The sequence below is a fragment of the Nocardioides sp. NBC_00163 genome, assembly GCF_045206295.1.
In the GTDB taxonomy this organism is placed as follows: domain Bacteria; phylum Actinomycetota; class Actinomycetes; order Propionibacteriales; family Nocardioidaceae; genus Nocardioides.
This window is the reverse complement of the sequence record NZ_CP108155.1, coordinates 3,469,523-3,493,181: the sequence shown is the minus strand read 5'-3', so window position 1 is coordinate 3,493,181 and position 23,659 is coordinate 3,469,523. Positions and strand designations below refer to the sequence as shown.

General features: G+C 68.2%; 25 protein-coding genes and 1 tRNA gene. 14 read left to right on the top strand and 12 right to left on the bottom strand.

What is annotated here, in order from left to right:
* Nucleotides 1–68: 68 nt before the first annotated feature.
* Complete coding sequence (gene acs / locus OG801_RS16785) at nt 69–2,039, top strand: acetate--CoA ligase (protein WP_406029904.1); 1,971 nt, start codon at nt 69–71, stop codon at nt 2,037–2,039.
* Between the two features lie 64 nt (nt 2,040–2,103).
* On the opposite strand, the gene OG801_RS16780 is transcribed toward acs, so the two are convergent.
* Nucleotides 2,104–2,631, bottom strand: coding sequence for a C40 family peptidase (locus tag OG801_RS16780; RefSeq protein WP_406029902.1), 528 nt, complete (start codon nt 2,629–2,631; stop codon nt 2,104–2,106).
* Between the two features lie 513 nt (nt 2,632–3,144).
* On the opposite strand from OG801_RS16780, the gene nhaA reads away from it, so the two are divergent.
* The 3 genes from nhaA (at nt 3,145) to OG801_RS16765 (ending at nt 5,982) form a co-directional block, all read left to right on the top strand.
* Nucleotides 3,145–4,443: a Na+/H+ antiporter NhaA gene (gene nhaA / locus OG801_RS16775; RefSeq protein WP_406029900.1), complete on the top strand. Its 1,299-nt coding sequence runs from the start codon at nt 3,145–3,147 to the stop codon at nt 4,441–4,443.
* Between the two features lie 42 nt (nt 4,444–4,485).
* Nucleotides 4,486–4,893: a phage holin family protein gene (locus OG801_RS16770; RefSeq protein ID WP_406029898.1), complete on the top strand. Its 408-nt coding sequence runs from the start codon at nt 4,486–4,488 to the stop codon at nt 4,891–4,893.
* A gap of 156 nt (nt 4,894–5,049) precedes the next feature.
* Nucleotides 5,050–5,982, top strand: a complete 933-nt coding sequence (locus OG801_RS16765) for a DUF559 domain-containing protein (protein WP_406029896.1) — start codon at nt 5,050–5,052, stop codon at nt 5,980–5,982.
* 153 nt (nt 5,983–6,135) lie between these two features.
* Here OG801_RS16765 and OG801_RS16760 read toward each other — a convergent pair whose 3' ends face one another.
* From OG801_RS16760 to nth, 4 genes are read right to left on the bottom strand one after another with little or no spacing between them, the layout of a single operon-like run.
* Nucleotides 6,136–7,314: a MarP family serine protease gene (locus OG801_RS16760; protein WP_355021143.1), complete on the bottom strand. Its 1,179-nt coding sequence runs from the start codon at nt 7,312–7,314 to the stop codon at nt 6,136–6,138.
* The gene (locus OG801_RS16755) at nt 7,311–8,006 is read right to left on the bottom strand and encodes a CoA pyrophosphatase (protein ID WP_355021144.1); all 696 of its coding nucleotides are present in this window, start codon (nt 8,004–8,006) and stop codon (nt 7,311–7,313) included. Before OG801_RS16755 ends, OG801_RS16760 begins: the two co-directional genes overlap by 4 nt.
* A complete protein-coding gene (locus OG801_RS16750) occupies nt 8,003–8,647 on the bottom strand; it encodes a TlpA family protein disulfide reductase (RefSeq protein WP_406029893.1) in 645 nt (214 codons plus the stop codon). The genes OG801_RS16755 and OG801_RS16750 overlap by 4 nt, the downstream gene beginning before the upstream one ends.
* Nucleotides 8,647–9,363, bottom strand: coding sequence for an endonuclease III (gene nth, locus OG801_RS16745; RefSeq protein WP_378685898.1), 717 nt, complete (start codon nt 9,361–9,363; stop codon nt 8,647–8,649). Before nth ends, OG801_RS16750 begins: the two co-directional genes overlap by 1 nt.
* Before the next feature lie 187 nt (nt 9,364–9,550).
* Between nth and OG801_RS16740 the strand changes: the two genes are divergently transcribed.
* The 3 genes from OG801_RS16740 (at nt 9,551) to OG801_RS16730 (ending at nt 12,226) form a co-directional block, all read left to right on the top strand.
* The gene (locus tag OG801_RS16740) at nt 9,551–10,228 is read left to right on the top strand and encodes a Crp/Fnr family transcriptional regulator (protein WP_008356269.1); all 678 of its coding nucleotides are present in this window, start codon (nt 9,551–9,553) and stop codon (nt 10,226–10,228) included.
* A gap of 68 nt (nt 10,229–10,296) precedes the next feature.
* Nucleotides 10,297–10,806 (top strand): SigE family RNA polymerase sigma factor, encoded by a 510-nt coding sequence (locus OG801_RS16735; protein WP_355021147.1) that lies wholly within the window; start codon nt 10,297–10,299, stop codon nt 10,804–10,806.
* The gene (locus tag OG801_RS16730) at nt 10,799–12,226 is read left to right on the top strand and encodes a hypothetical protein (protein ID WP_406029891.1); all 1,428 of its coding nucleotides are present in this window, start codon (nt 10,799–10,801) and stop codon (nt 12,224–12,226) included. Before OG801_RS16735 ends, OG801_RS16730 begins: the two co-directional genes overlap by 8 nt.
* 44 nt (nt 12,227–12,270) lie before the next feature.
* Here OG801_RS16730 and OG801_RS16725 read toward each other — a convergent pair whose 3' ends face one another.
* The 5 genes from OG801_RS16725 to OG801_RS16705 all read right to left on the bottom strand — a co-directional run bounded on the left by OG801_RS16725 (nt 12,271) and on the right by OG801_RS16705 (nt 15,233).
* Nucleotides 12,271–12,867 (bottom strand): YdeI family protein, encoded by a 597-nt coding sequence (locus OG801_RS16725; protein WP_406029889.1) that lies wholly within the window; start codon nt 12,865–12,867, stop codon nt 12,271–12,273.
* 17 nt (nt 12,868–12,884) lie between these two features.
* Nucleotides 12,885–13,679 carry an MBL fold metallo-hydrolase gene (locus tag OG801_RS16720; RefSeq protein ID WP_406029887.1) on the bottom strand — a complete coding sequence of 265 codons (795 nt, stop codon included), beginning with the start codon at nt 13,677–13,679 and terminating at the stop codon, nt 12,885–12,887.
* Nucleotides 13,676–14,560, bottom strand: a complete 885-nt coding sequence (locus tag OG801_RS16715; protein ID WP_355021151.1) for an NUDIX hydrolase — start codon at nt 14,558–14,560, stop codon at nt 13,676–13,678. Before OG801_RS16715 ends, OG801_RS16720 begins: the two co-directional genes overlap by 4 nt.
* Before the next feature lie 62 nt (nt 14,561–14,622).
* Nucleotides 14,623–15,081 (bottom strand): RidA family protein, encoded by a 459-nt coding sequence (locus OG801_RS16710; protein WP_406029884.1) that lies wholly within the window; start codon nt 15,079–15,081, stop codon nt 14,623–14,625.
* Complete coding sequence (locus OG801_RS16705) at nt 15,078–15,233, bottom strand: DUF4177 domain-containing protein (RefSeq protein WP_141791386.1); 156 nt, start codon at nt 15,231–15,233, stop codon at nt 15,078–15,080. The genes OG801_RS16710 and OG801_RS16705 overlap by 4 nt, the downstream gene beginning before the upstream one ends.
* 92 nt (nt 15,234–15,325) lie before the next feature.
* Between OG801_RS16705 and OG801_RS16700 the strand changes: the two genes are divergently transcribed.
* The 3 genes from OG801_RS16700 (at nt 15,326) to OG801_RS16690 (ending at nt 18,464) form a co-directional block, all read left to right on the top strand.
* Entirely contained in the window at nt 15,326–16,141 is an 816-nt protein-coding gene (locus OG801_RS16700; protein WP_355021153.1) for a maleylpyruvate isomerase family mycothiol-dependent enzyme, read from the top strand.
* 27 nt (nt 16,142–16,168) lie between these two features.
* Nucleotides 16,169–17,185 (top strand): ArsA-related P-loop ATPase, encoded by a 1,017-nt coding sequence (locus OG801_RS16695; RefSeq protein WP_406029882.1) that lies wholly within the window; start codon nt 16,169–16,171, stop codon nt 17,183–17,185.
* A 112-nt stretch (nt 17,186–17,297) separates the two neighbouring features.
* A complete protein-coding gene (locus OG801_RS16690) occupies nt 17,298–18,464 on the top strand; it encodes an ArsA family ATPase (RefSeq protein WP_406029880.1) in 1,167 nt (388 codons plus the stop codon).
* 79 nt (nt 18,465–18,543) lie between these two features.
* On the opposite strand, the gene OG801_RS16685 is transcribed toward OG801_RS16690, so the two are convergent.
* On the bottom strand, nt 18,544–18,819 hold the full coding sequence (locus tag OG801_RS16685; RefSeq protein WP_045548985.1) for a WhiB family transcriptional regulator: 276 nt from the start codon (nt 18,817–18,819) through the stop codon (nt 18,544–18,546).
* 226 nt (nt 18,820–19,045) lie between these two features.
* Here OG801_RS16685 and OG801_RS16680 point away from each other — a divergent pair, with 226 nt between their 5' ends.
* Nucleotides 19,046–21,475 (top strand): penicillin-binding protein, encoded by a 2,430-nt coding sequence (locus OG801_RS16680; RefSeq protein ID WP_406029878.1) that lies wholly within the window; start codon nt 19,046–19,048, stop codon nt 21,473–21,475.
* A 67-nt stretch (nt 21,476–21,542) separates the two neighbouring features.
* On the opposite strand, the gene OG801_RS16675 is transcribed toward OG801_RS16680, so the two are convergent.
* Nucleotides 21,543–22,001, bottom strand: coding sequence for a GatB/YqeY domain-containing protein (locus tag OG801_RS16675; protein ID WP_355021157.1), 459 nt, complete (start codon nt 21,999–22,001; stop codon nt 21,543–21,545).
* A 25-nt stretch (nt 22,002–22,026) separates the two neighbouring features.
* Between OG801_RS16675 and OG801_RS16670 the strand changes: the two genes are divergently transcribed.
* The 3 genes from OG801_RS16670 to OG801_RS16660 all read left to right on the top strand — a co-directional run bounded on the left by OG801_RS16670 (nt 22,027) and on the right by OG801_RS16660 (nt 23,625).
* Nucleotides 22,027–22,947, top strand: coding sequence for a metallophosphoesterase (locus OG801_RS16670; protein ID WP_406029876.1), 921 nt, complete (start codon nt 22,027–22,029; stop codon nt 22,945–22,947).
* Nucleotides 22,948–23,020: 73 nt separating this feature from the next.
* Nucleotides 23,021–23,094, top strand: a tRNA-Pro gene (locus OG801_RS16665).
* A gap of 72 nt (nt 23,095–23,166) precedes the next feature.
* The gene (locus OG801_RS16660; protein ID WP_406029874.1) at nt 23,167–23,625 is read left to right on the top strand and encodes a nitroreductase/quinone reductase family protein; all 459 of its coding nucleotides are present in this window, start codon (nt 23,167–23,169) and stop codon (nt 23,623–23,625) included.
* The last annotated feature ends 34 nt before the right edge of the window (nt 23,626–23,659 follow it).

The following is a 23,659-nucleotide window of genomic DNA, read 5'->3' as shown; positions in this document are numbered from 1 at the left end:
CCGCCATCATTCTTTCCCCCGCACTACCCTGTGGCTTGAGCCACACATTTTCGTACGTAGGAGTCACTGTGAGCGACGAGACCCTGTCCAACCTGCTGCACGAGAAGCGCCGGTTCGAGCCCCCGGCCGAGCTTGCCGCCGCTGCCAACGTCAAGGCCGATGCGTACGACGCCGCTGCCGCGGACCGCGACGCGTTCTGGGCGGCCGCCGCGGAACGGCTCACCTGGTCCAAGCCGTTCGATCGCGTCCTGAACTGGGACAACCCGCCGTTCGCGAAGTGGTACGAGGGTGGCGAGATCAACGTCGCCTACAACGCCGTCGACCGCCACGTCGAGGCCGGGCTCGGCGACCGGGTCGCGATCCACTGGGTCGGCGAGCCTGCCGACGACAAACGCACCATCACCTATGCCGAGCTCAAGGACGCGGTCTCCCGGGCCGCGAACGCCTTCGAGGCGCTCGGGGTCGGCAAGGGCGACCGGGTGGCGATCTACATGCCGATGATCCCCGAGGCCGTCATCGCGATGCTGGCCTGCGCGCGGATCGGCGCGATCCACACCGTCATCTTCGGTGGCTTCTCGGCCGACGCTCTCGCGACCCGCGTCGTCGACTGCGGCGCGAAGCTGATCGTCACCTCGGACGGCGGCTACCGTCGTGGCGCACCCTCGGCGCTCAAGCCCGCCGTGGACGAGGCGGTCACCAAGGTCGAGGCGACCCAGCCCGGCCTGGTCGAGAACGTACTCGTGGTCAAGCGCACCGGCCAGGACGTCGACTGGAACGACTCGGTCGACAAGTGGTGGTCGGATGTCGTGTCGTCGGCGTCGACCGAGCACACTCCGGTGGCGCACGACGCCGAGCACCCGCTCTTCGTCATGTACACCTCGGGCACCACGGGGAAGCCGAAGGGCATCCTGCACACCACCGGCGGCTACCTCACCCAGGCGGCGTTCACGCACTGGGAGGTCTTCGACCTCAAGCCCGAGACCGACGTCTACTGGTGCACCGCCGACATCGGCTGGATCACCGGACACTCCTACATCGTCTACGGACCGCTCGCCAACGGCGCGACCCAGGTGCTCTACGAAGGCACCCCGGACTTCCCGGAGAAGGGTCGCTGGTGGCAGATCATCGAGGAGTACGGCGTCACGATCTTCTACACCGCGCCGACCGCGATCCGGACGTTCATGAAGCAGGGGCGCGCCATCCCGGACGGCCGCGACCTCTCCTCGGTCCGCCTGCTCGGGTCCGTTGGTGAGCCGATCAACCCCGAGGCCTACATCTGGTACCGCGACGTCATCGGTGGCTCCTCGGTGCCGGTGGTGGACACCTGGTGGCAGACCGAGACCGGCGCGATCATGATCTCGCCGCTCCCCGGGGTGACCCACGGCAAGCCGGGTTCGGCGATGAAGGCCCTGCCGGGCGTGGGCGCCGACGTGGTCGACGACAACGGCGTCTCCGTCCCGAACGGTGCCGGGGGCTACCTCGTGCTGACCCAGCCGTGGCCGTCGATGCTGCGTACGATCTGGGGCGACGACCAGCGCTACATCGACACCTACTGGGCGCGGTTCAAGGATCAAGGGTTCTACTTCGCCGGCGACGGCGCGAAGAAGGACGAGGACGGGGACGTCTGGGTCCTGGGCCGCGTCGACGACGTGATGAACGTGTCCGGACACCGCCTCTCCACGACCGAGATCGAGTCGGCGCTGGTCTCGCACCCCTACGTCGCCGAGGCGGCGGTCGTCGGTGCGACCGACCCCGACACGGGGCAGGCCGTGGTGGCGTACGTCATCCTGCGCGACGGGTCGCCGGAGGACTGCCACAAGGAGCTCTCCGACCACGTCCGCAAGGAGATCGGTCCGATCGCCAAGCCGCGCCAGATCATGATCGTGCCCGAGCTGCCCAAGACGCGCTCGGGGAAGATCATGCGCCGACTGCTCCGCGACCTCGCCGAGGGTCGCGGCGTCGGCGATACGACGACGCTTGCCGATCAGACGATCATGGATCTGATCGCCGCCGGGAAGACGACCGCCACGGACGAGTGATCACGGGCGGGTCCCACAGCGGCCCGGTCACCCTTCGCGGGGCGGCCGGGCCGCTGCGTACGTTCTAGTGCTTCTTGTACTTCACCCGGCGGATGAAGTGGCTGTCGGTCCAGATCGGGTCCTTCGTGACGGCCTCACCCGACCCGGGCGCATGCCAGACCCAGCGGCGACCGTCGCGCTTCCCGGCGTAGATGCCGACGTGATAGACGCCGCCGCTGCCGTAGAAGAAGACCAGGTCGCCCTTGCGTGGCTTCTTGACCTTGAAGGTGTGGCCGACCTGGGCCGACGAGCTGTGCGGCAGCTTGCGGCCGAGCTTCTTGTAGACCCATTGGGTCAAGCCCGAGCAGTCGTAGGCGTGGGGGCCGTTGGCGCCGTAGGAGTAGGGGTCGCCGGCCTGGCTCTTGACGCGACGCAGCGCTCGCAGCCCGCGCGACTTCTTCTTTTTCTTGGTGGTGTGGGTGCTCGTCTGAGCGCTGGTGTTGGCGCTGGTCTGGGCACTTGCGCCCGGCGGGGAAGCTGCCGTGGCGGACTGGTTGGGAGCGGCGGCGAGCGCGAGACCGACCACAAGGGCGGTCGCGAGGCCGACGGTCATCGTTCTGTAGACACGCGAAAGCGCACGGACACACGATCCGGTCATTCGAGGTTCCCCTGTTGCAGCGACGCCTGCGAAGGTTCACCTGTCGGATTCGGGCTGCTGTTGCCCGGGCGCTGGTCTCGTCTGCGCCTTCACCCCGAGCCGGTCCGCCTTGTCTCTGGCTCCCGGCGTACTGCTTGGCTCCCCCGTGCCCGCCACCGTGGTCGGATCGACTCTCCTCCGGTTGTGACGGGCCTCGGCGCGACCGGAGCGGCCCCACCATTCGGTGAGGGCTCATCCACTATGCAATGGAATCCGGTGCCTGTCGGGGCATTTGTGCAGCAACTCACTCTCTGTTTTATAAATTTGCTTGTGTTTGACTCCCTTTGCGCTCGCCCTTCGGTCGAAAGTGGCCCCAAGTTGAGCACCCTCCTGTCCCTGACAACGGTGCTTGCTAGGGTCGAGATCAGGTGTGCCGGGAAGTCTGGTCGGCGTGACATCGTCGACCCCTGAGCCCCTGGAGGCCCATCCGTGACCGACACCCGCAACCGCCTCTTCACCCGCGGCTCCTGGCTGGAGACCTCGCGGACGGCCGAGATCCTGCGAGCCGAGACGACCGGCGGCGTACTCCTCATCATCGCCGCGATCATCGCGGTCATCCTGGCCAACAGCCCCTGGCAGGAGGCGTACGAGGCGGTCCGCGACTTCCGGGTCGGGCCGGAGGCTCTTCATCTCGATCTGACCATCGGGGCCTGGGCGGCCGACGGCCTGCTCGCGATCTTCTTCTTCGTCGCCGGTCTGGAGCTCAAGCGGGAGTTCGTCTCCGGCGACCTCCGCGACCCCCGGCGGGCCGCGCTGCCGATCGCGGCCGCGGTCGGCGGCATGGTCGTACCGGCGCTGGTCTACGTCGCCGTCAACCTGATCGGCGACGGCTCGCTGGCCGGCTGGGCGACACCGGTGGCCACCGACATCGCCTTCGCGGTCGCCATCCTGGCGGTCATCTCGACGCATCTGCCTGCGGGGCTGCGTACGTTCCTGCTGACCCTCGCCGTCGTCGACGACCTCCTCGGCATCACCATCATCGCGGTCTTCTTCACCTCGGAGCTGCACATCGGCTACCTGCTGCTGGCACTCATCCCGATCGGGCTCTTCGCGGTGCTCGTGCAGCGTCGCGTACGCAGCCCCTGGCTGCTCCTCCCGCTCGCCCTGATCGCCTGGGCCCTCGTCCACTCCAGCGGTGTCCACGCCACCGTCGCCGGCGTGCTGCTCGGATTCACCGTCCCTGTGATCGCCCGCAACCCGGAGGCCAAGCGCGGGCTCGCCGAGCACTTCGAGCACCTGGTCCGACCGATCTCCGCCGGTGTCGCGGTGCCGATCTTCGCCTTCTTCGCCGCCGGCGTGTCTCTCGGTGGCTGGGACGGGGTGACCAGCGCGATGCGCGACCCGATCACGCTCGGCATCATCCTCGGCCTGGTCGTCGGCAAGACCATCGGTATCTCCGGCTCGACGTGGCTGCTGGCCCGGTTCACCAAGGCCTCGCTCGACGACGACCTCGCCTGGTGGGACGTGATCGGGATGGCGATGCTGGCGGGCATCGGGTTCACCGTGTCGCTGCTGATCGGCGAGCTGGCTTTCCACTCCGATCCCGGCGCCCATGACCACATGAAGGTGGGCGTGCTCTTCGGGTCCGTCCTGGCCGCCGCCTTGGCGACGGTGGTGCTGCGTGCCCGCAACCGGGTCTACCGCCGCATCGAGCAGGTCGAGACTCTCGACGCCAACAAGGACGGCGTGCCGGACGTGTTCGAGGATGATCAGGGTCGGGACCGGTAAGGTCGTGAGCGCTCCCCAACACACGTTCAGCGAAGGGTTCCCATGGCAGTCGACATCGTGAAGTCCCCGGGCGACGAGGACCCGACGATCGGAAAGCTCGTCGTCGACGCCACCCGCGACATCTCCGAGCTCGTCAACAAGGAGATCACGCTCGCCAAACAGGAGCTCAAGGTCTCGATGACCAACGCCGGCGTCGGCGTCGGTCTCTTCGCCACCACCGCGTTCCTGCTGGTCCTCGCCGTGATCATGCTCTCCTTCTCGGCGGCCTACTTCATCCACTGGGCCGGCCTCGGCCTGCACTGGTCCTTCCTCATCGTCTTCGGCTTCTACGTCCTCCTCGCCGCCCTGCTCGGCTTCATCGGCGTACTCAAGGTGAAGAAGGTCAAGGCCCCCGAGAAGGCCATCGCCCAGGGCAAGGAGATCCCCCGGGCGCTCAAGGGCCAGTACTGACCCACCGCCGAATCGGTAGTTGTGGCGGGCGAATCGGTAGTTCTGCCGAACGAGTTCGGGCCACTTACTGTCCACAGGCGTCCTTCGGGCTGAAGTTATCCACAGCCGGCGGAAACGGCAGTGAATTTCGTACGCCGCAAGCGCACAGTGGCTCGCATGAACCTGTCAGTTGTCGGCGCTGCCTCGGCTCTGCCAGCGCGCCCGTTTACCGCCAGCGAGCTCAGCGAGCTCTCCATCAAGAGGTACGACCTCCGCGTTGCTGTCGAGCGCGGTGAGATCCTCAGACCCTTCCGCGGGGTCTTCATCCCTTCCGACGTGGAGGACACCGCGGAGACAAGAGCCGCAGCGGTTGCCCGCGTCGTATCCCCACACCACGTCGTGTCCGACCGCACTGCCGCATGGATCCACGGGATCAACACCTACTCGCTCAGCGAGCAGACCCAGATTCCAGCCGTCGAAACCTGCGCACGTCGCGGCTTCGCGCCGACGCGCCTGGAAGGGGTCGACGGCCGCTCACGTGACCTTCTCGACCGGGACATCATGACGATCAACGGCGTCAAGATCACGACCCCCTTGCGCACCGCGCTCGATCTCGGGTGCAACCTGAAGCGCCGCGAGGCAATGGCCGCCCTCAACGAATTCGCCAAGGAGCACGGCATCACCCGAGCTGCCCTCAACCAAGAGTTTCCCCGCTTCAAAGGCCGCCGCGGAGTCGTCCAGCTTCGGGAGCTCGTTCCGCTCCTCAATCGCCACGTTGAGTCCCAACGAGAGTCCTGGACGTTGCTTGCCATCAGCGACGCCGGTCTACCCCTCCCTGAGACACAGGTCTGGGTCGATGTGGAAGGTATCCCGACCTATCGCCTCGACTTCGCATACCGCCTCGCCAAGGTCGCCGTCGAGTACGACGGCGAAGACCATGACGACCCGGAGCAGCGGATCTACGACGAGGAGCGACGAGGCTGGCTGGTCGACCATGGCTGGATCGTGATCATCGTGCGCCGAGGAGACTTCACCGGCGATCGCCTCGACGCCTGGCTCCGGGAGATCAAGGACGCGCTCACCCCGACGTACTCCTCACGCCGCTTCTGACCACACCGCGCGGTCCTCAACCAGCCGAGTCCGCAGTTGTGGCGCGTCGAATCTGTAGTTGTGGGCGACGAAACTCGAGTTTCGTCGCCCACAACTACAGATTCGACGTCCGGAATTACCGACTCGGCCGCCACATCTACCGTCTCGGCAGGGTTAGCCGGCGCAGGCTCCGGTGTCGACGGCAGCGGTCTGGGAGCGAGCCTCGCGGGCGATCTCGATGACCTGGTCGGTGGTGAGGGCGTAGCCGGTCTCGGAGTCGGTGACCGAGGCGGCGAAGACGACGCCGACGACGTCACCCTCGGAGTCGACGATGGGGCCTCCGGAGTTGCCGGGGCGGATGAGGCTGCGTACGGAGTAGACGTCTCGGATGACGGTGCCGACGCCGTAGATGTCGGGCGATCGGAGTCGCTGCTCGGCACGGATACGACCGGGCTGTACGTCGAAGGGGCCGTCCTGCGGATAGCCCAGGACAGCGATCGGGTCCTCAGCGGCAGCAGAGCTGTCGAAGTCGAGGCGCTTGAGGTTGCCGCCACCCTCGAACTTCAGAACGGCGATGTCGATCTCCGGGTCGTAGTGGACGACCTTGGCGTCGTTGGCGCCGTCACCGACGATGACGTTGGGGTCGTCGACGCCGGCGACGACGTGGGCATTCGTCATCAGGTAGCCGCGGCCGATGACGAATCCGGTGCCCTCGACACCCTTGCCGCACTCGTTGGCGCCGCGGATCTTGAGGACCGACTCGCCGGCGCGTACGACATCGGGGTCGGTGAGCATCCGCCGCGGACCGGGTCCGACCTCGACGATCCGCTCACTGGCGAACGGCTCCAGGTAGCGCGGGAAGAACGAGGTGCCGACGACGTCGTTGAACGCACTCAGTGCACGGTCGGCAGGCGACGGCATGATCGAGTCGACCTTGGCCAGGATCGCCGACCCACGCACCGCGGGCGTGAGCCCGTTGATCTGTGCCCCCGAGACCGCGACCCCGAGAGCCCAGGCGACGACCAGGACGGCCGCCGCGCTGAGCAGCGATCCGCCGAGCGCATCGACGATCCGGGCCGGCTGCCAGGTGATCTCGTCCCGCACGCGTACGCCGCCGTATTGCAGCACCGCCTGCCCGATGGACGCACACGCGATCACGACGAACAGAGCGCCGAGCGAGACCCACAACGACGGAGCCGCGCTGCCGAGCACCTTCGGTGCCAGCCAGATGCCGATGAAGCCACCGAGCAGCAGTCCGCCGGTCGCGAAGGCGCCGGTGATGAAGCCCTGCCAATATCCCGAGAGCGCGTAGGCCGCGACGAGGATGATCAGGATCCAGTCAAGAAAGTTCACGGCTGATTCCGTTCGCGTCCCTGGAACATGTATTCGGGCAACTCCTTGATCGGGGCGTCCGGAATCTCCGTGATCCACCCGAGATAGGTGAAGAAACGGCTGATGATTCCACCTGTGAAGCCCCAGAGGATGACATCCTTCTCCGGTCCGATCAAGAACGCGGGCATCAGCCATCCGCTACGGCCCGGTGCGCCGACCTGGATCCGGTGAGCCGGGTCGATGAGATCCGACAACGGCACCCGGTAGACGGCGTGCACCTCTTCGACCGAGCGCGTGGTGACCGGAGACGGCTCCCGCCACCACCCGATGATCGGCACCACCGCGTGGTTGGAGAACGGGATCCACAGCGCCGGAAGGCGGCCGACCACGTCGACACCGGTCGGGTCGAGCCCGGTCTCCTCCCAGGCCTCCCGCAGCGCTGCCTCCTCGGCGGTCTCCCCCGGATCGAGCCGGCCGCCGGGGAACGAGACCTGGCCCGGATGCGACCGCATCGTGTGCGAACGCTCGGTCAGCAGCAGATCGGGACCCGAGGGCCCTTCGCCGAAGAGCATCAGCACGGCTGACTCGCGGGCGCTGCCGTCGGCCGGCGGCAGGAACTGTGAGATGTCCTCGCCCTGGATCTGCTGCGCCGCCTCGACGATCTCGTCGAACCACTCCGGCCGCGTCCCGTTGGCCGCCTGGCGCTCCCTCACAGCTCGATCCCCAACTTCTTCTCGACGAGCTCCTTCACCTGGGCCGCACTGGTCATGCCACCCATCTGCAGCAGCTCGACCTCGCCGGAGGAGGACAGGACGTACGTCGCCGGCACCGCCCGCGCTGTGAGCGGCCCGCCCTGCAGCTCACCGCCCGGATCGGCGTACATCGGGAAGGTCACCCCTCGCGAGATCGCCTCCTCGAGCGCGACTCCCGGGACGGTGTCCATGACGTCGATGCCGACCACCGGCACCTCGTCGCCGTAGGTCTCGTAGAAGCTCTGCAGCGCGGGCATCTCCTCCTTGCAGGGCGCGCAGAAGCCCTGGAAGAGGTTGATCACCATTGGTCCCTCGAACGAGGCGAGGTCGGCGGACTCGCCACCGCCGAGGCAAGGCAGCACGATCGACGGCAGCCCACCGTCGCTCGCAGGCCCTTCCTCGCAGGCCTCCACCTTCGACGCCTTCTTGGCCGCCACCATCTCCGCGGTGGCGACGTTGACCTTGGAGGAGGACGGCTCGTCGGCGAGTGGCGCGCCGGACTGCCCGCCCCCGCTCGAAGAGTTGCCGCAACCGGCCAGGACGGCCAGCAGCAGGGCGGCTGCCGACGCGACCCGGGCTCGTCTCCCCAGGGCACGAACCATCAGTTGCGGCCCTCCGTGCGGACCAGCTTGGCCGCGGCGACAGGGTCGGTCGGCCCCTCGCCGTACGCAGGGCACAGCTGCGACACCGGACAGGCACCGCACGCGGGCTTCTGCGCGTGACAGATCCGCCGCCCGTGCCAGATCACATGGTGGGACAGCATCGTCCAGTCCCGCTTCTCGAAGAGGGCGCCGACCTCGTGCTCGACCTTGACCGGGTCCTTCTCGGTCGTCCAACCGAAGCGCCGCGAGAGCCGCCCGAAGTGCGTGTCGACGGTGATCCCCGGCTTGCCGAAGGCGTTGCCGAGCACCACGTTGGCGGTCTTGCGCCCGACACCGGGCAGCTTCACCAGCTGCTCCAGACGGTCGGGCACCTCGCCGTCGTACTCCTCCACCAGCACGGCGCTCAGCTTCAGCAGCGCTTCGGTCTTGGCGCGGAAGAAGCCGAGCGGCCCGACGAGCTGCTCCAGGTGCTCCCGGGGCGCCGCCGCCATCTCCTTCGCGGACGGGTACGCCGCAAAGAGGGCCGGTGAGGCCAGGTTGACGCGCTTGTCCGTGGTCTGCGCGCTCAGCACGGTCACGACCAGGCATTCGAACGGATTGGTGAAGTCGAGCTCGGCCTTGGCATCCGGATAGGTCTCACCGAGGACGCGGTCGATCCGACGGGCACGACGCACCAGACCCAGGCGCGTCTCAGTCGCAAACTTCTGGGCAGGCACGCAGCAAGGCTACGCGGCCGCACCGACAATCCCGATCCGGCCCAGAGGGCGGCTACCACAAACACCGCTCAACACATGCACTTTCTGCCCTTATCGGTGGGTGATGTGCACTTGTGAGACGTTCCACAGATAGGATTCCCGGTGTAATACCCGCGGATGTGGGGAAAATCCAGGAGGAATGGCCGCAATGGACAACGACGTACTCCGTCAGGCACCGCTCTTCAGCGCACTCGACGACGAGTCGATGACGGCCCTGCACGCCTCGATGGCAGAGTCGAAGCTCCGCCGCGGAGAGGTGCTCTTTCACGAGGGCGACTCCGGCGACAAGCTGTACGTCGTGATCGACGGCAAGGTGAAGCTCGGCCGCACCTCGTCCGACGGCCGCGAGAACCTGCTCGCCATCATGGGCCCGGGCCAGATGTTCGGTGAGCTCTCGCTCTTCGACCCCGGCCCCCGCTCGGCCACCGTCACCGCGGTCACCGACTCCGCCTTCGCCAGCCTGTCGCACGAGGACCTCCTGAAGTGGCTCGAGGGCCGCCCGGTCGTCGCCCGCGGCCTGCTCGCCCAGCTGGCCGGCCGCCTCCGCAAGGCCAACGACGTCGTCGCCGACCTCGTCTTCTCCGACGTCCCCGGCCGTGTCGCGAAGGCCCTGCTCGACCTCGCCGACCGCTTCGGCCGCACCGCCGACGACGGCGTCCACGTCCACCACGACCTCACCCAGGAGGAGCTCGCCCAGCTCGTCGGCGCCTCCCGCGAGACGGTCAACAAGGCCCTGGCCGACTTCGCCAGCCGCGGCTGGCTCCGCCTCGAGCCGCGCAGCGTCGTCATCATGGACATCGAGCGCATGGCTCGTCGCGCCCGCTGATTCTTTACCTTCCAACAGGCATCCGGCCTCCTTCCACCTGGCGTAACAGCAGGTGAAAGGAGGCCGAGATGCTTTTCGGATCAGACCCGGGTCAGGCGGAGTTCGACGAGTTCGTACGCTCCCGCGCCCAAGCGCTCTCCCGCACGGCGTACCTGCTGACCGGTGACGCCCACCTCGCCGAGGACCTCCTCCAGCAGGCACTCCTGTCCGCGGCCAAGGCCTGGCACCGCATCGAAGGCCACCCCGAGCCGTACGTCCGGCGGATCCTCTACACCCAGAACATCTCCTGGTGGCGCCGCCGTCGTTTCGCGGAGACCCCACTGGATGCCCACGAGGCCACCACTGCAGCGCCCGAGACCGGCGACCGAGACCTCCGGCTCAGCTTGGAACAGGCCCTTGCCCAACTGACGCTGAAACAGCGCACGATCCTGGTGCTGCGCTACTTCGAAGACCTCACCGAGGCCCAGACCGCCGACATGCTCGGGCTCCACGTCGGCACCGTGAAGTCGACCGGCCGCAAGGCGCTCGATCGGCTACGCGCCCTCGCCCCGCACCTCGAGGAGCTCATCAATGACTGACCAGAAGCTCCGCGACGAGCTCTCCCGCATCGCCGACACGGCACCATCTCTCCAGGTCCCTGACGGCCTTTACGCACGCGGTCGCCGCGTCCATCGCCGCTCGGTCGCGATCGTGGCGGCCTCCGTCACCGCGGCCGTCGCTCTCATCATCATCGGCTTCACCGGGCTCCCCGACCGACAGTCCGATGTCGAGCCGGCCGAGCGCAACGGCGACCTCGCCGTCCCCGAGATGGTCGAGACCGCGCCGGAGTGGCTGACCGAGCTCGACGGGCTCGGCTCGTACGCCCATGCCGACGTCATGGAGGACGACCTCGATCTCGGCGTCGGGGCCGTGGCGTACGTCCGGAGCAGCAGCGACGAGAACGGCAGCGTCCCGGTCGTGGTCGATGCCGCTACAGGCAGCTATCACGTGCTCGACCTTCCGGGGTTCGTCGGCAAGGAGGTGCGTGGCCAGCCGTCGCACAGCGCCCTCGCGCTCTCGCCGGACGGCAACCATCTCGCCTGGGCGTGGGCCGATCCCGCCGACGGTGACGATGACGGTGACGCCACACCGCGTCCAGCCGGCGTGAAGGTCGCCGACCTGACCACCGGGGACGTACGCACCTGGAACATCTCCGCGCAACACGACGCCGCCGTCTACGTCCACAACCTCGAGTGGTCCGCCAACGGACAGTGGCTGCTGTGGCAGGGCTGGCAGATGCGGAGCTGGCGGGACGAGACCTTCGAGGCCGAGACCTCCCGAGCCGGCGGCATCGGGCTCGGGGACGACGGGTTCCTCTTCACGGACGAGAGCTCCGCCCAGGCTGATCAGCAGAACAGGGAGCTCGGGTTGAGCCGGGAGGTCGAGTGGGCCATCTCGGACGACGGCACGATCGCCCGCCTCATCGAGAGCCACGTCATCACGCAGGCCCCCGGGATGGCCCCCGAGAACCAGCCGCTGACCCCGATCGACGAGGGACAGTACGTCGGCCTGGCTTTCAGAGGAACAGAGCTGCAGGTCATCAAGCAGCCCTTCGGAACCGAGGTGCTGCCGGCGGACGGGAGCTCCCGCGGGCTGAAGACCACTGCGAGCGGATACCCGCGGCTCGTCGGCTGGGCCGGCGCGAACCCGATCCTCTGGCAGGAGATCGACGACAACCTCACCTCCTTTGATCAGTACTGGTCGGCGGCCCCCGACGGCACATCGAGCCTCGTCGCGATGCACCGGCCGATCGCCAAGGGCGCGACGATCGCCTACAGGCTGATCAAACCCGGTGAGGTCAGGACCACCGTTATCCGACCCGACCCGACCTGGCCCGAACCGTCCAGCGGCCTGGGCCTGCCGACGATCGGCCTCATCATCGCGGCCCTGTTCGCCCTCGTCCTTGCCCCGTTCGTCGTACGCCGGCGTCAGTTCCGTTCGGCGAGAAAGGCCCGCTGAGCGCGCACCAAGAGCTCCCGCGACATCCGCCCACACGAACGGGGCTACTGAGGCCGGCGCTTCTGTGGATGGATCGTCTCGTGACGGGCGAGCATGGCGACGTACTCCTCGATCTTGCGCGCCCGCGCGGCCTCGGTCTTCAGGGCGGTGATGCGGTGATAGAGGGCGAAACGGTTCTGGGAGGTGAGGACGTCGTACATCGCCTGCGCCTCGGGCACCGCGGCGATCGCGGCGAGGAGTTCGGGCGGGGTCTGGGCAGTGGCCGGACCGGCGTACGCCGCCTCCCACCGCCCATCCGCCTTCGCCGCCTCCACGGCGGCCCGCCCGGCGGCGGTCATCCGGCCCTCGCGCTCGAGACGGTCGATGTGCTCGACGTTCCTCAGTGACCAGCGGCTCTTCGGCCCGCGCGGGGTGAACCGCTGGAACGACGACTGCTCGTCGCGCCGCCGGGCCTGGCCGTCGATCCAGCCGAAGCAGAGCGCTTCGTCAAGCGCGGTCTGCCAGGTCAGCGTGGTCAGCGTGCCGCCCTTCTTGGTCAGCACCAGCCAGACCGCGGGCGTCTCGGCATGGTGCTCCTCCAGCCAGGCCCGCCACGCGGGTGGGTCGGGAAGCAGGAGCTCGGCTCCGGACAGGATCGCCATGAGCCGAACAGTAGGCCTCAGCGCTCAGCGAGGTAAGCCAATTGGGCTCGCACCGAGAGCTCGGCGGCACCCCAGAGGACCTGGTCGACGTCGGCGTACACGATCTCGACGATCGCCCGCGGATCCGCACCGGCAGGGGTGGCGCCGAGCCCGGAGAGTGCTTCCTCGACCTGGCCGAGGCGTTCGCGGCGGTGGGCGATGTAGTAGTCCAGCGCGCCGAGGGCGTTTCCGATGACCGGGCCGTGGCCAGGCCAGACGCTGCCGACACCGTGCTCGGAGGCGAGGGCGTGCAGGCGGTCGAGCGAGTCCAGATAGGCACCCAGCTCGCCGTCGGGGTGGGCGACCACGGTCGTCCCACGCCCGAGGACGGTGTCACCCGTCAGCACCGCCCCGTCGGCGGGCAGCCAGAAGGACAGCGAGTCCGAGGTGTGCCCCGGAGTCCCGACGACGCGGATCTCCAGACCGTCGACCTCGATGACGTCACCGTCGCCGAGCCCCTCGGTCCCGAGCCGGTATTCAGGATCAAGAGCGCGTACGCCGGCCCCGACCCGCTCCGCGAAGGCCCGTGCCGCCTCGGAGTGGTCGTAGTGATGGTGGGTCAGCAGCACCGTCGCCACCTCACCGGCGGCCTCCGCGACGGCATCGAGATGCCCGTCGTCGAGAGGCCCCGGATCGATCACGACCGACCGGCGCGCGCCGGGCTCACGCAGCACCCAGGTGTTGGTGCCGTCGAGAGACATGATCCCGGGGTTGGGCGCGAGGATGCACTGCCCGCGCTCGCCGAATGCCCCGCCAGACCAGGACTCGTTCATGAGTGCTTCCTTCCGGCGACGAGGGAGGCGTGCAGGGGCATCATCGACAGGGTGTGGCCGCCGTCGACCTCGGTCACAGCGGGAGTGAACATCGTCAGCACACGCTCGGCGGCGACCGCGAGGACCTCGTCCTCGGACCCGAACGAGGTGACCTCGAGACAGTTGAGATAGGTCGGCGGCATCATTGCCAGCTCGCCGGCCTCGACCTGGGCGACCGCCTCGGCGGTGCTCAGCCAGAGCACCGAGGACGACTCGCTGGACACGTCGCGCGTCACCTGCCCCTCGGGGAGGCGCGCGACGAAGAACCAGGTCGCGAAGCGCTTCGGCTCGAAGACGGGCGTCGTCCAGGCCGCCCATGGCGCCAGCAGGTCCGTACGCAGCACCAGCCCGCGCCGGGTCAGCAGCTCGGTCAACGACAACGAGCGTGACTCCAGGGCGGCCCGGTCGGCCTCCCAGTCGTCGCCCGAGACGTCATCTACGACGGAATCGCCCGAGGCTCCCGCGAGCAGCACCCCGGACTCCTCGAACGTCTCCCGCACCGCCGCGGCGACCAGCGCTCGCGCGCGGGACTCGTCGACCCCGAGCCGCCGAGCCCACTCACCGGCGGACGGCCCGGCCCAGCAGGAGTCGGGCAGCTCGGCATCGCGTACGTCCACGCCGCCGCCGGGAAAGACAGCCATCCCGGCAGCGAAACCCATCGTCAGCTGCCGGCGGAGCAGGTAGACCTCGGGGCCGGAGGAGGAGCCGTAGGAGCCCGGCCGCAGCAGCAGCACCGTCGCCGCGTCGCGCGGCTCGACCGGGGTGCGTACGCCCTGGGCGTACTCCCCGGCCAACGCCACGATGTCGTCACCAAGCCGGACTGGAGGGATCGGGATACGCACGTTCGTCACTGTAGCGACGCTCACACCAGCGCCCTAGCCCCATCCGAGCCTCAGACCGAGGCTCAGATCTCGACGACGATCTCCACCTCGACGGGAGCGTCGAGCGGCAGGACGGGCACACCGACGGCGGAACGCGCGTGCCGGCCGGCCTCGCCGAAGACCTTCCCGAGCAGCTCCGAGGCACCGTTGGCGACGCCCGGCTGACCGGTGAAGTCGGGGGTGGAGGCGACGAAGCACAGCACCTTCACGATCCGCTTGACCTGCGAGAGGTCACCGATCTCGGCCTTGACCGCGGCCAGGGCGTTGAGCGCACACTGCTGCGCCGCCGCGTAGCCGTCCTCGGCCGACACGTCCCCGCCGACCTTGCCGACGGAGAGCAGCGCGCCGTCCTTCATCGGGAGCTGGCCCGAGGTGAAGACGTGGTTGCCCGAGCGCACCGCCGGGATGTAGGCCGCCACCGGCGGCACGACGTCCGGCACGCTCAGCCCGAGCTCGGCGAGGACCTCCTCGGGCCCGCTCACTCGGAGACCGCCCGCTTGAAGAAGCCGACGTAGTTGCCGGTGCCGTTGTCGAGGATCGAGACGAGCTCCCACCCGTCGGCACCGAAGTTGTTGAGAATCTGCGCCGCAGCGTGGTTGAGGATCGGCGCTACCTGGTACTCCCACTTGGTCATATCGGCACCCTACTTCGCGGACCCGCGGACGGGTCTCCCGGCGAGATGGTTTGACCTTCCAACTGAGGTCCCGGCCCACTATGGTCAGGTCCGTGACTTCCGCAGAGCAGCTGAAGACGTACGTCGACACCTGGTGGTCCTCCGTCCAGGACCTCCTCACTCTCCTGGAGGAGCTCTCCGAGACCGATTGGGACCAGCCGACCGACCTCCCCGGCTGGGACGTACGCGCCATCGCCTCCCATGTCGCTCACCTCGAGGGCCTCACCGCCGGCGCACCCCGCGAGGACGCCTCCGTACCCGAGTCCACCCACATCAAGTCGCCGATGGGTCAGTTCACCGAGATCGGCGTGATCACCCGACGCGACGCCGCGCCGTCGAGCATCATCGACGAGATCCGCCGCTACACCGCCGTACGTCACGACGAGCTGCTCGCGTCTCCGCCCGAGGACCCCGCGGCGCCGGCGTCCGGCATCTTCGGTGCGCTCGGTTGGACGACCGGCAAGCTGCTCCGCAACCGGCCGCTCGACCTCTGGCTGCACGAGCAGGACATCCGCCGCGCCACCGGCCGCCCGGGCAACCTCGACAGCCCCGGCGCCCTCCACACCGCCGACTATCTCCTCGAAGGTGTCGGGTTCGTGCTCGCCAAGAAGGCCGCCTGCGCCCCCGGCACCTCCGTCGTCGTCGAGGTCGAGGGCCACGCGCCCTACGCCTTCACCGTCACCAAGGAGGGCAAGGGAGTCCCGGTGGCCGACCCGGTCACCGCGCCCACCGTCACGCTCTCCACGGACCGGGAGACGTACGTCCTCCTCACCGGCGGCCGCGCCTCCGGCGACCCCGCCAAGGTCGAGATCAGCGGCGACACTGCCATCGGCACCAAGATCGTCGAGAACCTCAACATCACCCCCTGATGGCGCGACCCCGTTAAAGTCGTTCCCATGAGTTCCGACTGGCCCCACGTGCAGCTGCATGTGGTGACCGGCAAGGGCGGCACGGGCAAGTCGACAGTGGCTGCGGCCCTGGCGCTCGGGCTGGCCTCCCACGGGCAGAACGTCCTGCTGTGCGAGGTCGAGGGCCGCCAGGGCGTGGCGCGGATGTTCGACGTCGACCCGCTGCCCTACGCCGAGACCCGCATCGCAACCGGTCTGCGGCTGCGGGCGCGATCCGGTGCCGACGCCGAGCCGGGCAACGTCTACGCCCTGCACATCGCCCCGGAGGAAGCCCTCCTCGAGTACCTCAAGATGTACTACAAGCTCGGCCCGGCCGGCCGCGCCCTCGACCGCTTCGGCGTGATCGAGTTCGCGACCACGATCGCGCCCGGGGTCAGGGACGTCCTGCTCACCGGCAAGCTCTTCGAGGCCGTCCAGCGCAACAGTCGCAACAAGGGCGCCCGGACCTACGACGCAGTCGTGCTAGACGCTCCCCCGACCGGCCGGATCACGAGCTTCCTCAACGTGTCCGAGTCGGTCGCGGGCCTGGCCAAGGTCGGCCCGATCAAGCACCAGGCCGACACGATGATGACCCTGTTCCGCTCCCGGCGCACCGCGGTCCATCTGGTCACGCTGCTCGAGGAGATGCCGGTCCAGGAGACCGCCGACGGCATCAGCGAGCTGCGCGCGGCCGGGCTTCCGGTCGGTGGCGTCATCGTCAACCAGGTACGCCCCCGCGACCTCCCCGACACCGCCCTCGACCCCGCGCTCGCCGGCACCCTGGACGACGAGCTGATCGCCGAGGACCTCAAGCGCGCCGGCGTCGAACCCGAACCCGCCCTGATCTCCGCCCTCGCCGTCGAGGCCAAGGAGTACGCCGAGCGCCGAGCCCTCGAGGACGCCCAGCGTGACCTCGTCGCCGGCCTCGGGGTCCCGACCTACGAGCTCAACCGGATCGCCGGCGGGATCGACATGGGTGGGCTGTACGAGCTCGCGGCCGAGCTCAAGGATCAGGGGCTGGCATGAGGATGGAATACCCGGTTAACCGGGTATCCCTGCACTTCTCGGGCATTGCAACACCTGAGAAGTGCAGGAAGTGCCTGAGCGGCGTGACGGAAGTGACGAGAGGGACAGCCCGATGAGCGCGCACCCACGCGTCGGCCCGCTGGCCGCCCATGCCGACCACACCCAGGCCCTCGAGGTCGACCGGCTGCTCGACGACCGCGACACCCACATCATCGTCTGCTGCGGCAGCGGCGGCGTGGGGAAGACGACGACGTCGGCGGCGCTCGCACTCAGAGCAGCCGAGCGCGGACGCAAGGTGGTGGTGCTGACGATCGATCCGGCGCGACGCCTCGCCCAGTCGATGGGCATCGAGCGGCTCGACAACACGCCTCGCCCTGTTCCCGGGATCGGCCCTGGCCGGCTGGACGCGATGATGCTCGACATGAAGCGCACCTTCGACGAGGTGGTCGAGTCGCAAGCCAGCCCCGAGAAGGCGCAGCAGATCCTCAACAACCAGTTCTACATCGCGCTGAGCTCGAGCTTCGCGGGCACGCAGGAATACATGGCGATGGAGAAGCTCGGCCAGATCTACCGCGACGCCTTCGCCCACAACGGCGGCAACGGCGACTACGACCTGATCGTCGTCGACACGCCCCCGAGCCGCAGCGCCCTCGACTTCCTCGACGCACCTGAGCGCCTCTCCAGCTTCCTCGACGGGCGCTTCCTGCGTCTGATGCTGGCCCCGGCCAAAGGTCCGGTCAGGCTGATGTCGGCCGGGATCAACATCGTCACCAACGCGCTCAAGAAGGTCCTCGGCGGGCAGATGCTCACCGACCTGCAGACCTTCGTGACCGCGCTCGACACCGTCTTCGGCGGGTTCCGGCAACGAGCCCAGGAGACGTACGCACTGCTCCAGGCCGACGAGACCGCCTTCCTCGTCATCGCGGCCCCCGAGCCCGACGCGCTCCGGGAGGCCGCCTACTTCGTCGAGCGCCTCTCCGGCGACCGGATGCCGCTCCAGGGCCTGGTCGTCAACCGGGCCACCCTGCCTGACGACGCATCGCTCACCGCAGCCGCGGCCGGGGCCGCCTCGGAGCGTCTCCCCGACGCGCCGCTCACCGCCGGGCTGCTGAGGCTCCACACCGACCGCGCGCTCCTGGTCGAGCGCCAGAGCCAGCTGCGCGAGCGCTTCGCCGTCGCCCATCCCCAGGTGCCGACCGCCGTCGTGCCGGCGCTGCCCGGTGACGTACACGATCTCGACGGGCTCCGCGAGATCGGCCGGCTGCTGGCCCGGGAATGAGTCGAGCCAGGACGCACGAAACGTACGTCCTGGCTCAGACCAAGATCTTCAGCGACCCACTCGAGTAGGGGACGAGGGGTCACTCCACAGAGGCACGGGTGCGCGCGGCCTCGAGGACAGCGCGCCAGGAGGCGTTCGGGCTGCGGCGGAGCAGCGCCCGACGCTCGCGCTCGGTCATGCCGCCCCAGACACCCCACTCGATCTGGTTGTCGAGCGCCTCGGCCAGGCATTCGGTGCGGACTACGCAGCCGGAGCAGACCATCTTGGCCTTGTTCTGCTCGGCTCCACGTACGAAGAGCTCGTCGGGCTCGTTCTCACGACAAGCGGCCTGTAGCGACCATTCATCAACCCACATGGTGTGCCATCCCTTCATCGGAGCGCTTCGCCCTCCCCATATTGATGACGTGGCGCCCGTGCGGACTAAAGGTTAAGGACTCGACCCGGTCGAGTGACACACCCTTCTGGCCCAAAGTACGTAGTTCGAAATGACTAGATGGGGTCCTAGGACCCGTTTCTGGCTCCCTGTCCGGCTCCGATTGCGAATCATGTGCTATTAGCCGCAATCACCTACGATGACCAGCATGTCCTCGCCGTCGCTGCGCCCGCAGACCGTGCTCAAGCATCTCGCCGTCATGTGCGGCGTGGCAGCCGTCCTCGGAGTCGTCGCCGCGGGTCTCGCCATTCCCTTCGCCGGTGTGGCTGGGATCGCGGCCAAGGAGACCGCCGAGAAGATGGACTCGCTGCCGCAGGCCTTCGAGGTCGACGACATGTCCCAGACAACCAAGATCGTCGACCGCAAGGGCAACCTGATCACGACGCTCTACGACCAGAACCGCGTCTACCGCCCTCTCGACCAGATCTCGCCCAACATGTCGAAGGCGCTCCTGGCGATCGAGGACTACCGCTTCTACCAGCACGGCGCGATGGACCTCAAGGGCACGTTGCGCGCGCTGATCACCAACCAGGCGAGCGACTCGGTGCAGGGTGGTTCCTCGATCACCCAGCAGCTGGTGAAGACGACGCTGGTCTACTCCGCGAAGACCGAGGCCGAGCGCAAGGCGGCCATCGAGAAGTCGACCGCCCGCAAGATCCGCGAGCTGCGCTACGCGATCGCTCTGGAGGAGAAGCACTCCAAGGACTGGATCCTCGAGCGCTACCTCAACGCGGCCTACTTCGGCGACGGCGCGTACGGCGTCCAGGCGGCCGCCAAGCACTACTTCAACGTCAACGCCTCCGAGCTCAACTGGCAGCAGTCGGCGATGCTGGCCGGGATGGTGAAGAACCCCACCGGCTACGACCCGACCAACTACCCCGACGCCACCATCGCCCGCCGCAACGTCGTCGTCGACCGGATGGCCGCGCTCAAGGTCGTCTCCCGCCCCGAGGCGGAGACGTTGAAGGACGCCAGCCTCGGCCTGAACGTCCAGAAGCAGCGCAACGGCTGCCTCGGCTCGTCCGCGGAGTTCTTCTGTGACTACGTCCTCAACTGGCTCCTCAAGGACCCCTCTTTCGGCGAGACGGAGGCCGACCGGCTGGCACTCATCAGGTCCAGCGGTCTGACCATCAAGACCACCTTGGACCAGCGCTTCCAGGACGCTGCTCAGGAGTCCGTCGAGGACCATGTGTACGCGACCGACGACGCGATCGGCGCGCTGGCGATGGTTGAGCCCGGCACTGGCCGGGTGCGCGGGCTCGCCCAGTCGCGTCCGATGGGTGACAAGCGCAAGAAGGGCCAGTCGTACCTGAACTACATGGTGCCGACGCAGTACGGCGACTCCGCCGGGTTCCAAGCCGGATCGACGTTCAAGCCGTTCGTGCTCACGGCGGCGATCGAGCAGGGTTTCCCGCTCAAGCAGCAGATCAACTCGCCCGAGAAACTGACACTCGACCAGTCGTCGTTCGCACCGTGCCCCGGCGACGGCAAGTTCACCGGCCCTTGGCCGGTCAGCAACTCCACGACCTCCGGGATGAAGGACGCCTACACCGGGACGCGGGAGTCCGTGAACACCTTCTACGCCCAGCTCAGCCAGATCACCGGCTTCTGCGCGCCCTACAAGATGGCCCAGAAGATGGGCATCCAGCTCGACGCCCCGTTCGGTCGCGACAAGGAGACCGGAGCGGCGTGCAAGTCCGCCCAGACCAACTGCACCCCTGGCGAACGAGTGCCTTCGTTCACGCTCGGCGTGACCAGCGTGAGCCCCCTGGAGATGGCGGAGGCGTACGCAACCTTCGGCGCTCGCGGCAAGCATTGCGACTCCGTGCCCGTCAACGAGATCCTTGACGCCAACGACAAGGTGATCAAGAAGTACGAGCCCAACTGCAAGCAGGTGATGGCCGAGGGCACCGCCGATGCGGTCAACGACATCCTGCGGGGCGTCATCGACGGCGGGTTCGCGAGCAACCAGGCTCTCTCGGTCCCCGCCGCGGGGAAGACCGGAACGATCAACGGGAACATGGCCGTCTGGTTCATGGGGTACACCCCGAAGCTCGCCACCGCGGCGATGATCGCCGGTGCCAACTACGACGGCACCTGGAAGACCCTCAACGGGCAGCTCGTCGGAGGCTCCTACATCGGCGAGGCTTCCGGTTCAGGGCAGGCTGCCCCGATGTGGGGCGATGCGATGAAGGTGATCGACAAATACCTCAAGTGGCAGGACTTCCACGAGGTCGATCCCAAGGTGATCGCGGGGAACACCGTCGACGTCCCTTGGACCGGCGGCATGACGGTCGAGAAGGCGACGAAGGTCCTGCGGGCCGCTGGCTTCCAGGTCCAGGTCGGCCCGGAGGCGTACTCGGAGTACGACCCCGGCCTGGTCGCCTTCACCACTCCCTCCGGCGAAGCAGCCGAGGGGTCGCCGGTCACGATCTACACCTCGCTCGGCCCGGAGCCGAAGCCAGATCCCAAGCCCAAGAAGAAGCAGCCCGAGAAGAAGCCCGGCCGCGGCGATGAAGAGAGACCCGCCACGGTCGAGGACGAGCCCGACTTCGGCTGGGAGTGGCCGACCGGCTGACGCCCAACCCAGCAACGACACGTGGCCCCACCGATCCGGTGGGGCCACAGTCGTTCTCGGGCAGTCGTCAGGCGAGCTGCTTACGCACCTCCGCGGCCACGGCGCCGCCATCGGCACGGCCCTTGGTCTGCGGGGTCAGGATGCCCATCACCTTGCCCATGGCGCGCATCCCCTCGTCGGCCGCACCGGTCTGGGCGATGGCCTTGCTGACCAGGTCGGAGATCTCCTCGGCGCTCAGCTGAGCGGGCAGGTACTCGGTGATCACCGCGGCCTCCGCGGTCTCCTTCTCGGCCTGCTCGGCGCGACCGCCGTCGGCGAAGGCAGTGGCCGCCTCGCGGCGCTTCTTGGCCTCGCGGGTGAGGATCGTGATGATCTCGTCGTCGGTGAGCTCCTTGGCCTCCTTGCCGGCGACCTCGGCCTCGGTGATCGAGGCCATGACCATGCGCAGCGTCCCGGCGCGCTCCTTGTCACGGGCCTTCATCGCGGAGGTCAGGTCGGTCCTCAGCTGGTCCTTCAGAGTGCTCATGGAACCATTGTGGCAGGGTTGAGCCATGCGGCTCGCCTCAGTAATCGGCGCAACCCTCGGCACCGGGCTCGCCACCGGCGCGGCCATGACGGCGTACGCCTTGTGGGAGGCCCGTCAGTACACGCTGCGCCACGTCGGACTGCCGGTGCTCCCCGAGGGCGCGGACCCGCTGCGGGTGCTGCATCTCTCCGACATGCACGTGGTCCCGTCGCAGCACAAGAAGCTCGACTGGATCGCGTCGCTGGCGTCGCTGAAGCCGGACCTGGTCGTCGACACCGGTGACAACCTGGCCCACCAGCGGGCGGTGCCGTCGATCGTCAATGCCCTCGGCACGCTGCTCGACGTACCGGGCGTCTTCGTGCACGGCTCCAACGACTACTACGAACCGCGGATGCGCAACCCGATCGGCTACCTGCTGCCGGACAACGGTAAACGGCAGACGAACGTGCCCGAGCTCCCCTGGCGTGACCTGTCCGCGTCGTTCACCAAGTCCGGCTGGCTGGACCTCACCAACACGCGCTCGTCGCTGACCGTCAAGGGCATCGAGTTCGCCTTCGCGGGCGTCGACGACCCCCACCTCCGCCTCGACGACCTCTCCTCGGTCGCCGGCCCCGCGGACCCGTCCGCGGACGTACGCCTCGGGGTCGCGCATGCTCCGTATCTACGGGTCCTGGACCAGTTCACCGCCGACGGTTACGACGCGATCCTGGCCGGCCACACCCACGGCGGTCAGATCTGTCTGCCCGGCGGACGAGCGCTGGCCACCAACTGCGATCTCGACCCCGCTCGGGTACGCGGCCTGCACACTCACACCCACGGCGGACGGCAGGCGTGGCTGCACGTCTCGGCCGGCCTCGGCACCTCGCCCTACACCCGGATCCGCATCGCCTGCCGCCCCGAGGCGACGCTCCTGACGCTCACCCCGCGCGGGGCGTCTCGTCGGTAGGGGCCGATTACGGATCGGAGGAGTCTCTGGGCTATGCTCATTCCTCGTTGGACCGTTTGTTCGGTGCAGCATTCGGGTTGTAGCGCAGCTTGGTAGCGCACCTCGTTCGGGACGAGGGGGCCGCAGGTTCAAATCCTGTCAACCCGACATCGAGTTCAGGCTCGGAGATCGCAAGATCTCCGAGCCTGAACCTCTTTCTGGCCGAGTAATGTCGACGCCATGAGCTTCGACACTCGCAACGGCACCCGTGGCGCCAAGCAGCCCTCGGCCAACCTCCTCCTGAAGCTGGGCAACAAGCTGATGATGAGCCGGGCCCGCAAGAGCAACGGCACCACGGCCGGGATGCGGCTGCTCGTGCTCACCACGATCGGCAAGAAGAGCGGCGAGCCTCGCTCGACGCCGCTCGCCTGGTTCCCGGGCGACGACGACACCTGGCTGATCGCCGCCTCGGCAGCCGGCGGGCCGAAGAACCCGGCGTGGTACTACAACCTCGCCGCCAACCCCGACCGGGTCACCATCGAGCTCGGCGGCGAGACCATCCCGGTGGTCGCCGAGCAGCTGCACGGCGAGGAACGCGCCCGCGCGTGGGCTGCGATCGTCGAGTCGGCCGCCAACTTTGGGAGCTACGAGGAGAAGACCGACCGGGAGATCCCGGTCATCCGCCTCACCCGCGCCTGAGTTCAAATGTGACGCGCGACATGCGAAACTGCCC

Coding starts and splice junctions, on each gene's coding strand:
- OG801_RS16780 (WP_406029902.1), bottom strand. CDS start 2,631: ATGACCGTCGGCCTCGCGACCGCCCTTGTGGTCGGTCTCGCGCTCGCC.
- OG801_RS16770 (WP_406029898.1), top strand. CDS start 4,486: ATGGCAGTCGACATCGTGAAGTCCCCGGGCGACGAGGACCCGACGATC.
- OG801_RS16765 (WP_406029896.1), top strand. CDS start 5,050: ATGAACCTGTCAGTTGTCGGCGCTGCCTCGGCTCTGCCAGCGCGCCCG.
- OG801_RS16750 (WP_406029893.1), bottom strand. CDS start 8,647: ATGGTTCGTGCCCTGGGGAGACGAGCCCGGGTCGCGTCGGCAGCCGCC.
- OG801_RS16740 (WP_008356269.1), top strand. CDS start 9,551: ATGGACAACGACGTACTCCGTCAGGCACCGCTCTTCAGCGCACTCGAC.
- OG801_RS16735 (WP_355021147.1), top strand. CDS start 10,297: ATGCTTTTCGGATCAGACCCGGGTCAGGCGGAGTTCGACGAGTTCGTA.
- OG801_RS16730 (WP_406029891.1), top strand. CDS start 10,799: ATGACTGACCAGAAGCTCCGCGACGAGCTCTCCCGCATCGCCGACACG.
- OG801_RS16725 (WP_406029889.1), bottom strand. CDS start 12,867: ATGGCGATCCTGTCCGGAGCCGAGCTCCTGCTTCCCGACCCACCCGCG.
- OG801_RS16720 (WP_406029887.1), bottom strand. CDS start 13,679: ATGAACGAGTCCTGGTCTGGCGGGGCATTCGGCGAGCGCGGGCAGTGC.
- OG801_RS16705 (WP_141791386.1), bottom strand. CDS start 15,233: ATGACCAAGTGGGAGTACCAGGTAGCGCCGATCCTCAACCACGCTGCG.
- OG801_RS16695 (WP_406029882.1), top strand. CDS start 16,169: ATGAGTTCCGACTGGCCCCACGTGCAGCTGCATGTGGTGACCGGCAAG.
- OG801_RS16690 (WP_406029880.1), top strand. CDS start 17,298: ATGAGCGCGCACCCACGCGTCGGCCCGCTGGCCGCCCATGCCGACCAC.
- OG801_RS16685 (WP_045548985.1), bottom strand. CDS start 18,819: ATGTGGGTTGATGAATGGTCGCTACAGGCCGCTTGTCGTGAGAACGAG.
- OG801_RS16680 (WP_406029878.1), top strand. CDS start 19,046: ATGTCCTCGCCGTCGCTGCGCCCGCAGACCGTGCTCAAGCATCTCGCC.
- OG801_RS16675 (WP_355021157.1), bottom strand. CDS start 22,001: ATGAGCACTCTGAAGGACCAGCTGAGGACCGACCTGACCTCCGCGATG.
- OG801_RS16670 (WP_406029876.1), top strand. CDS start 22,027: ATGCGGCTCGCCTCAGTAATCGGCGCAACCCTCGGCACCGGGCTCGCC.
- OG801_RS16660 (WP_406029874.1), top strand. CDS start 23,167: ATGAGCTTCGACACTCGCAACGGCACCCGTGGCGCCAAGCAGCCCTCG.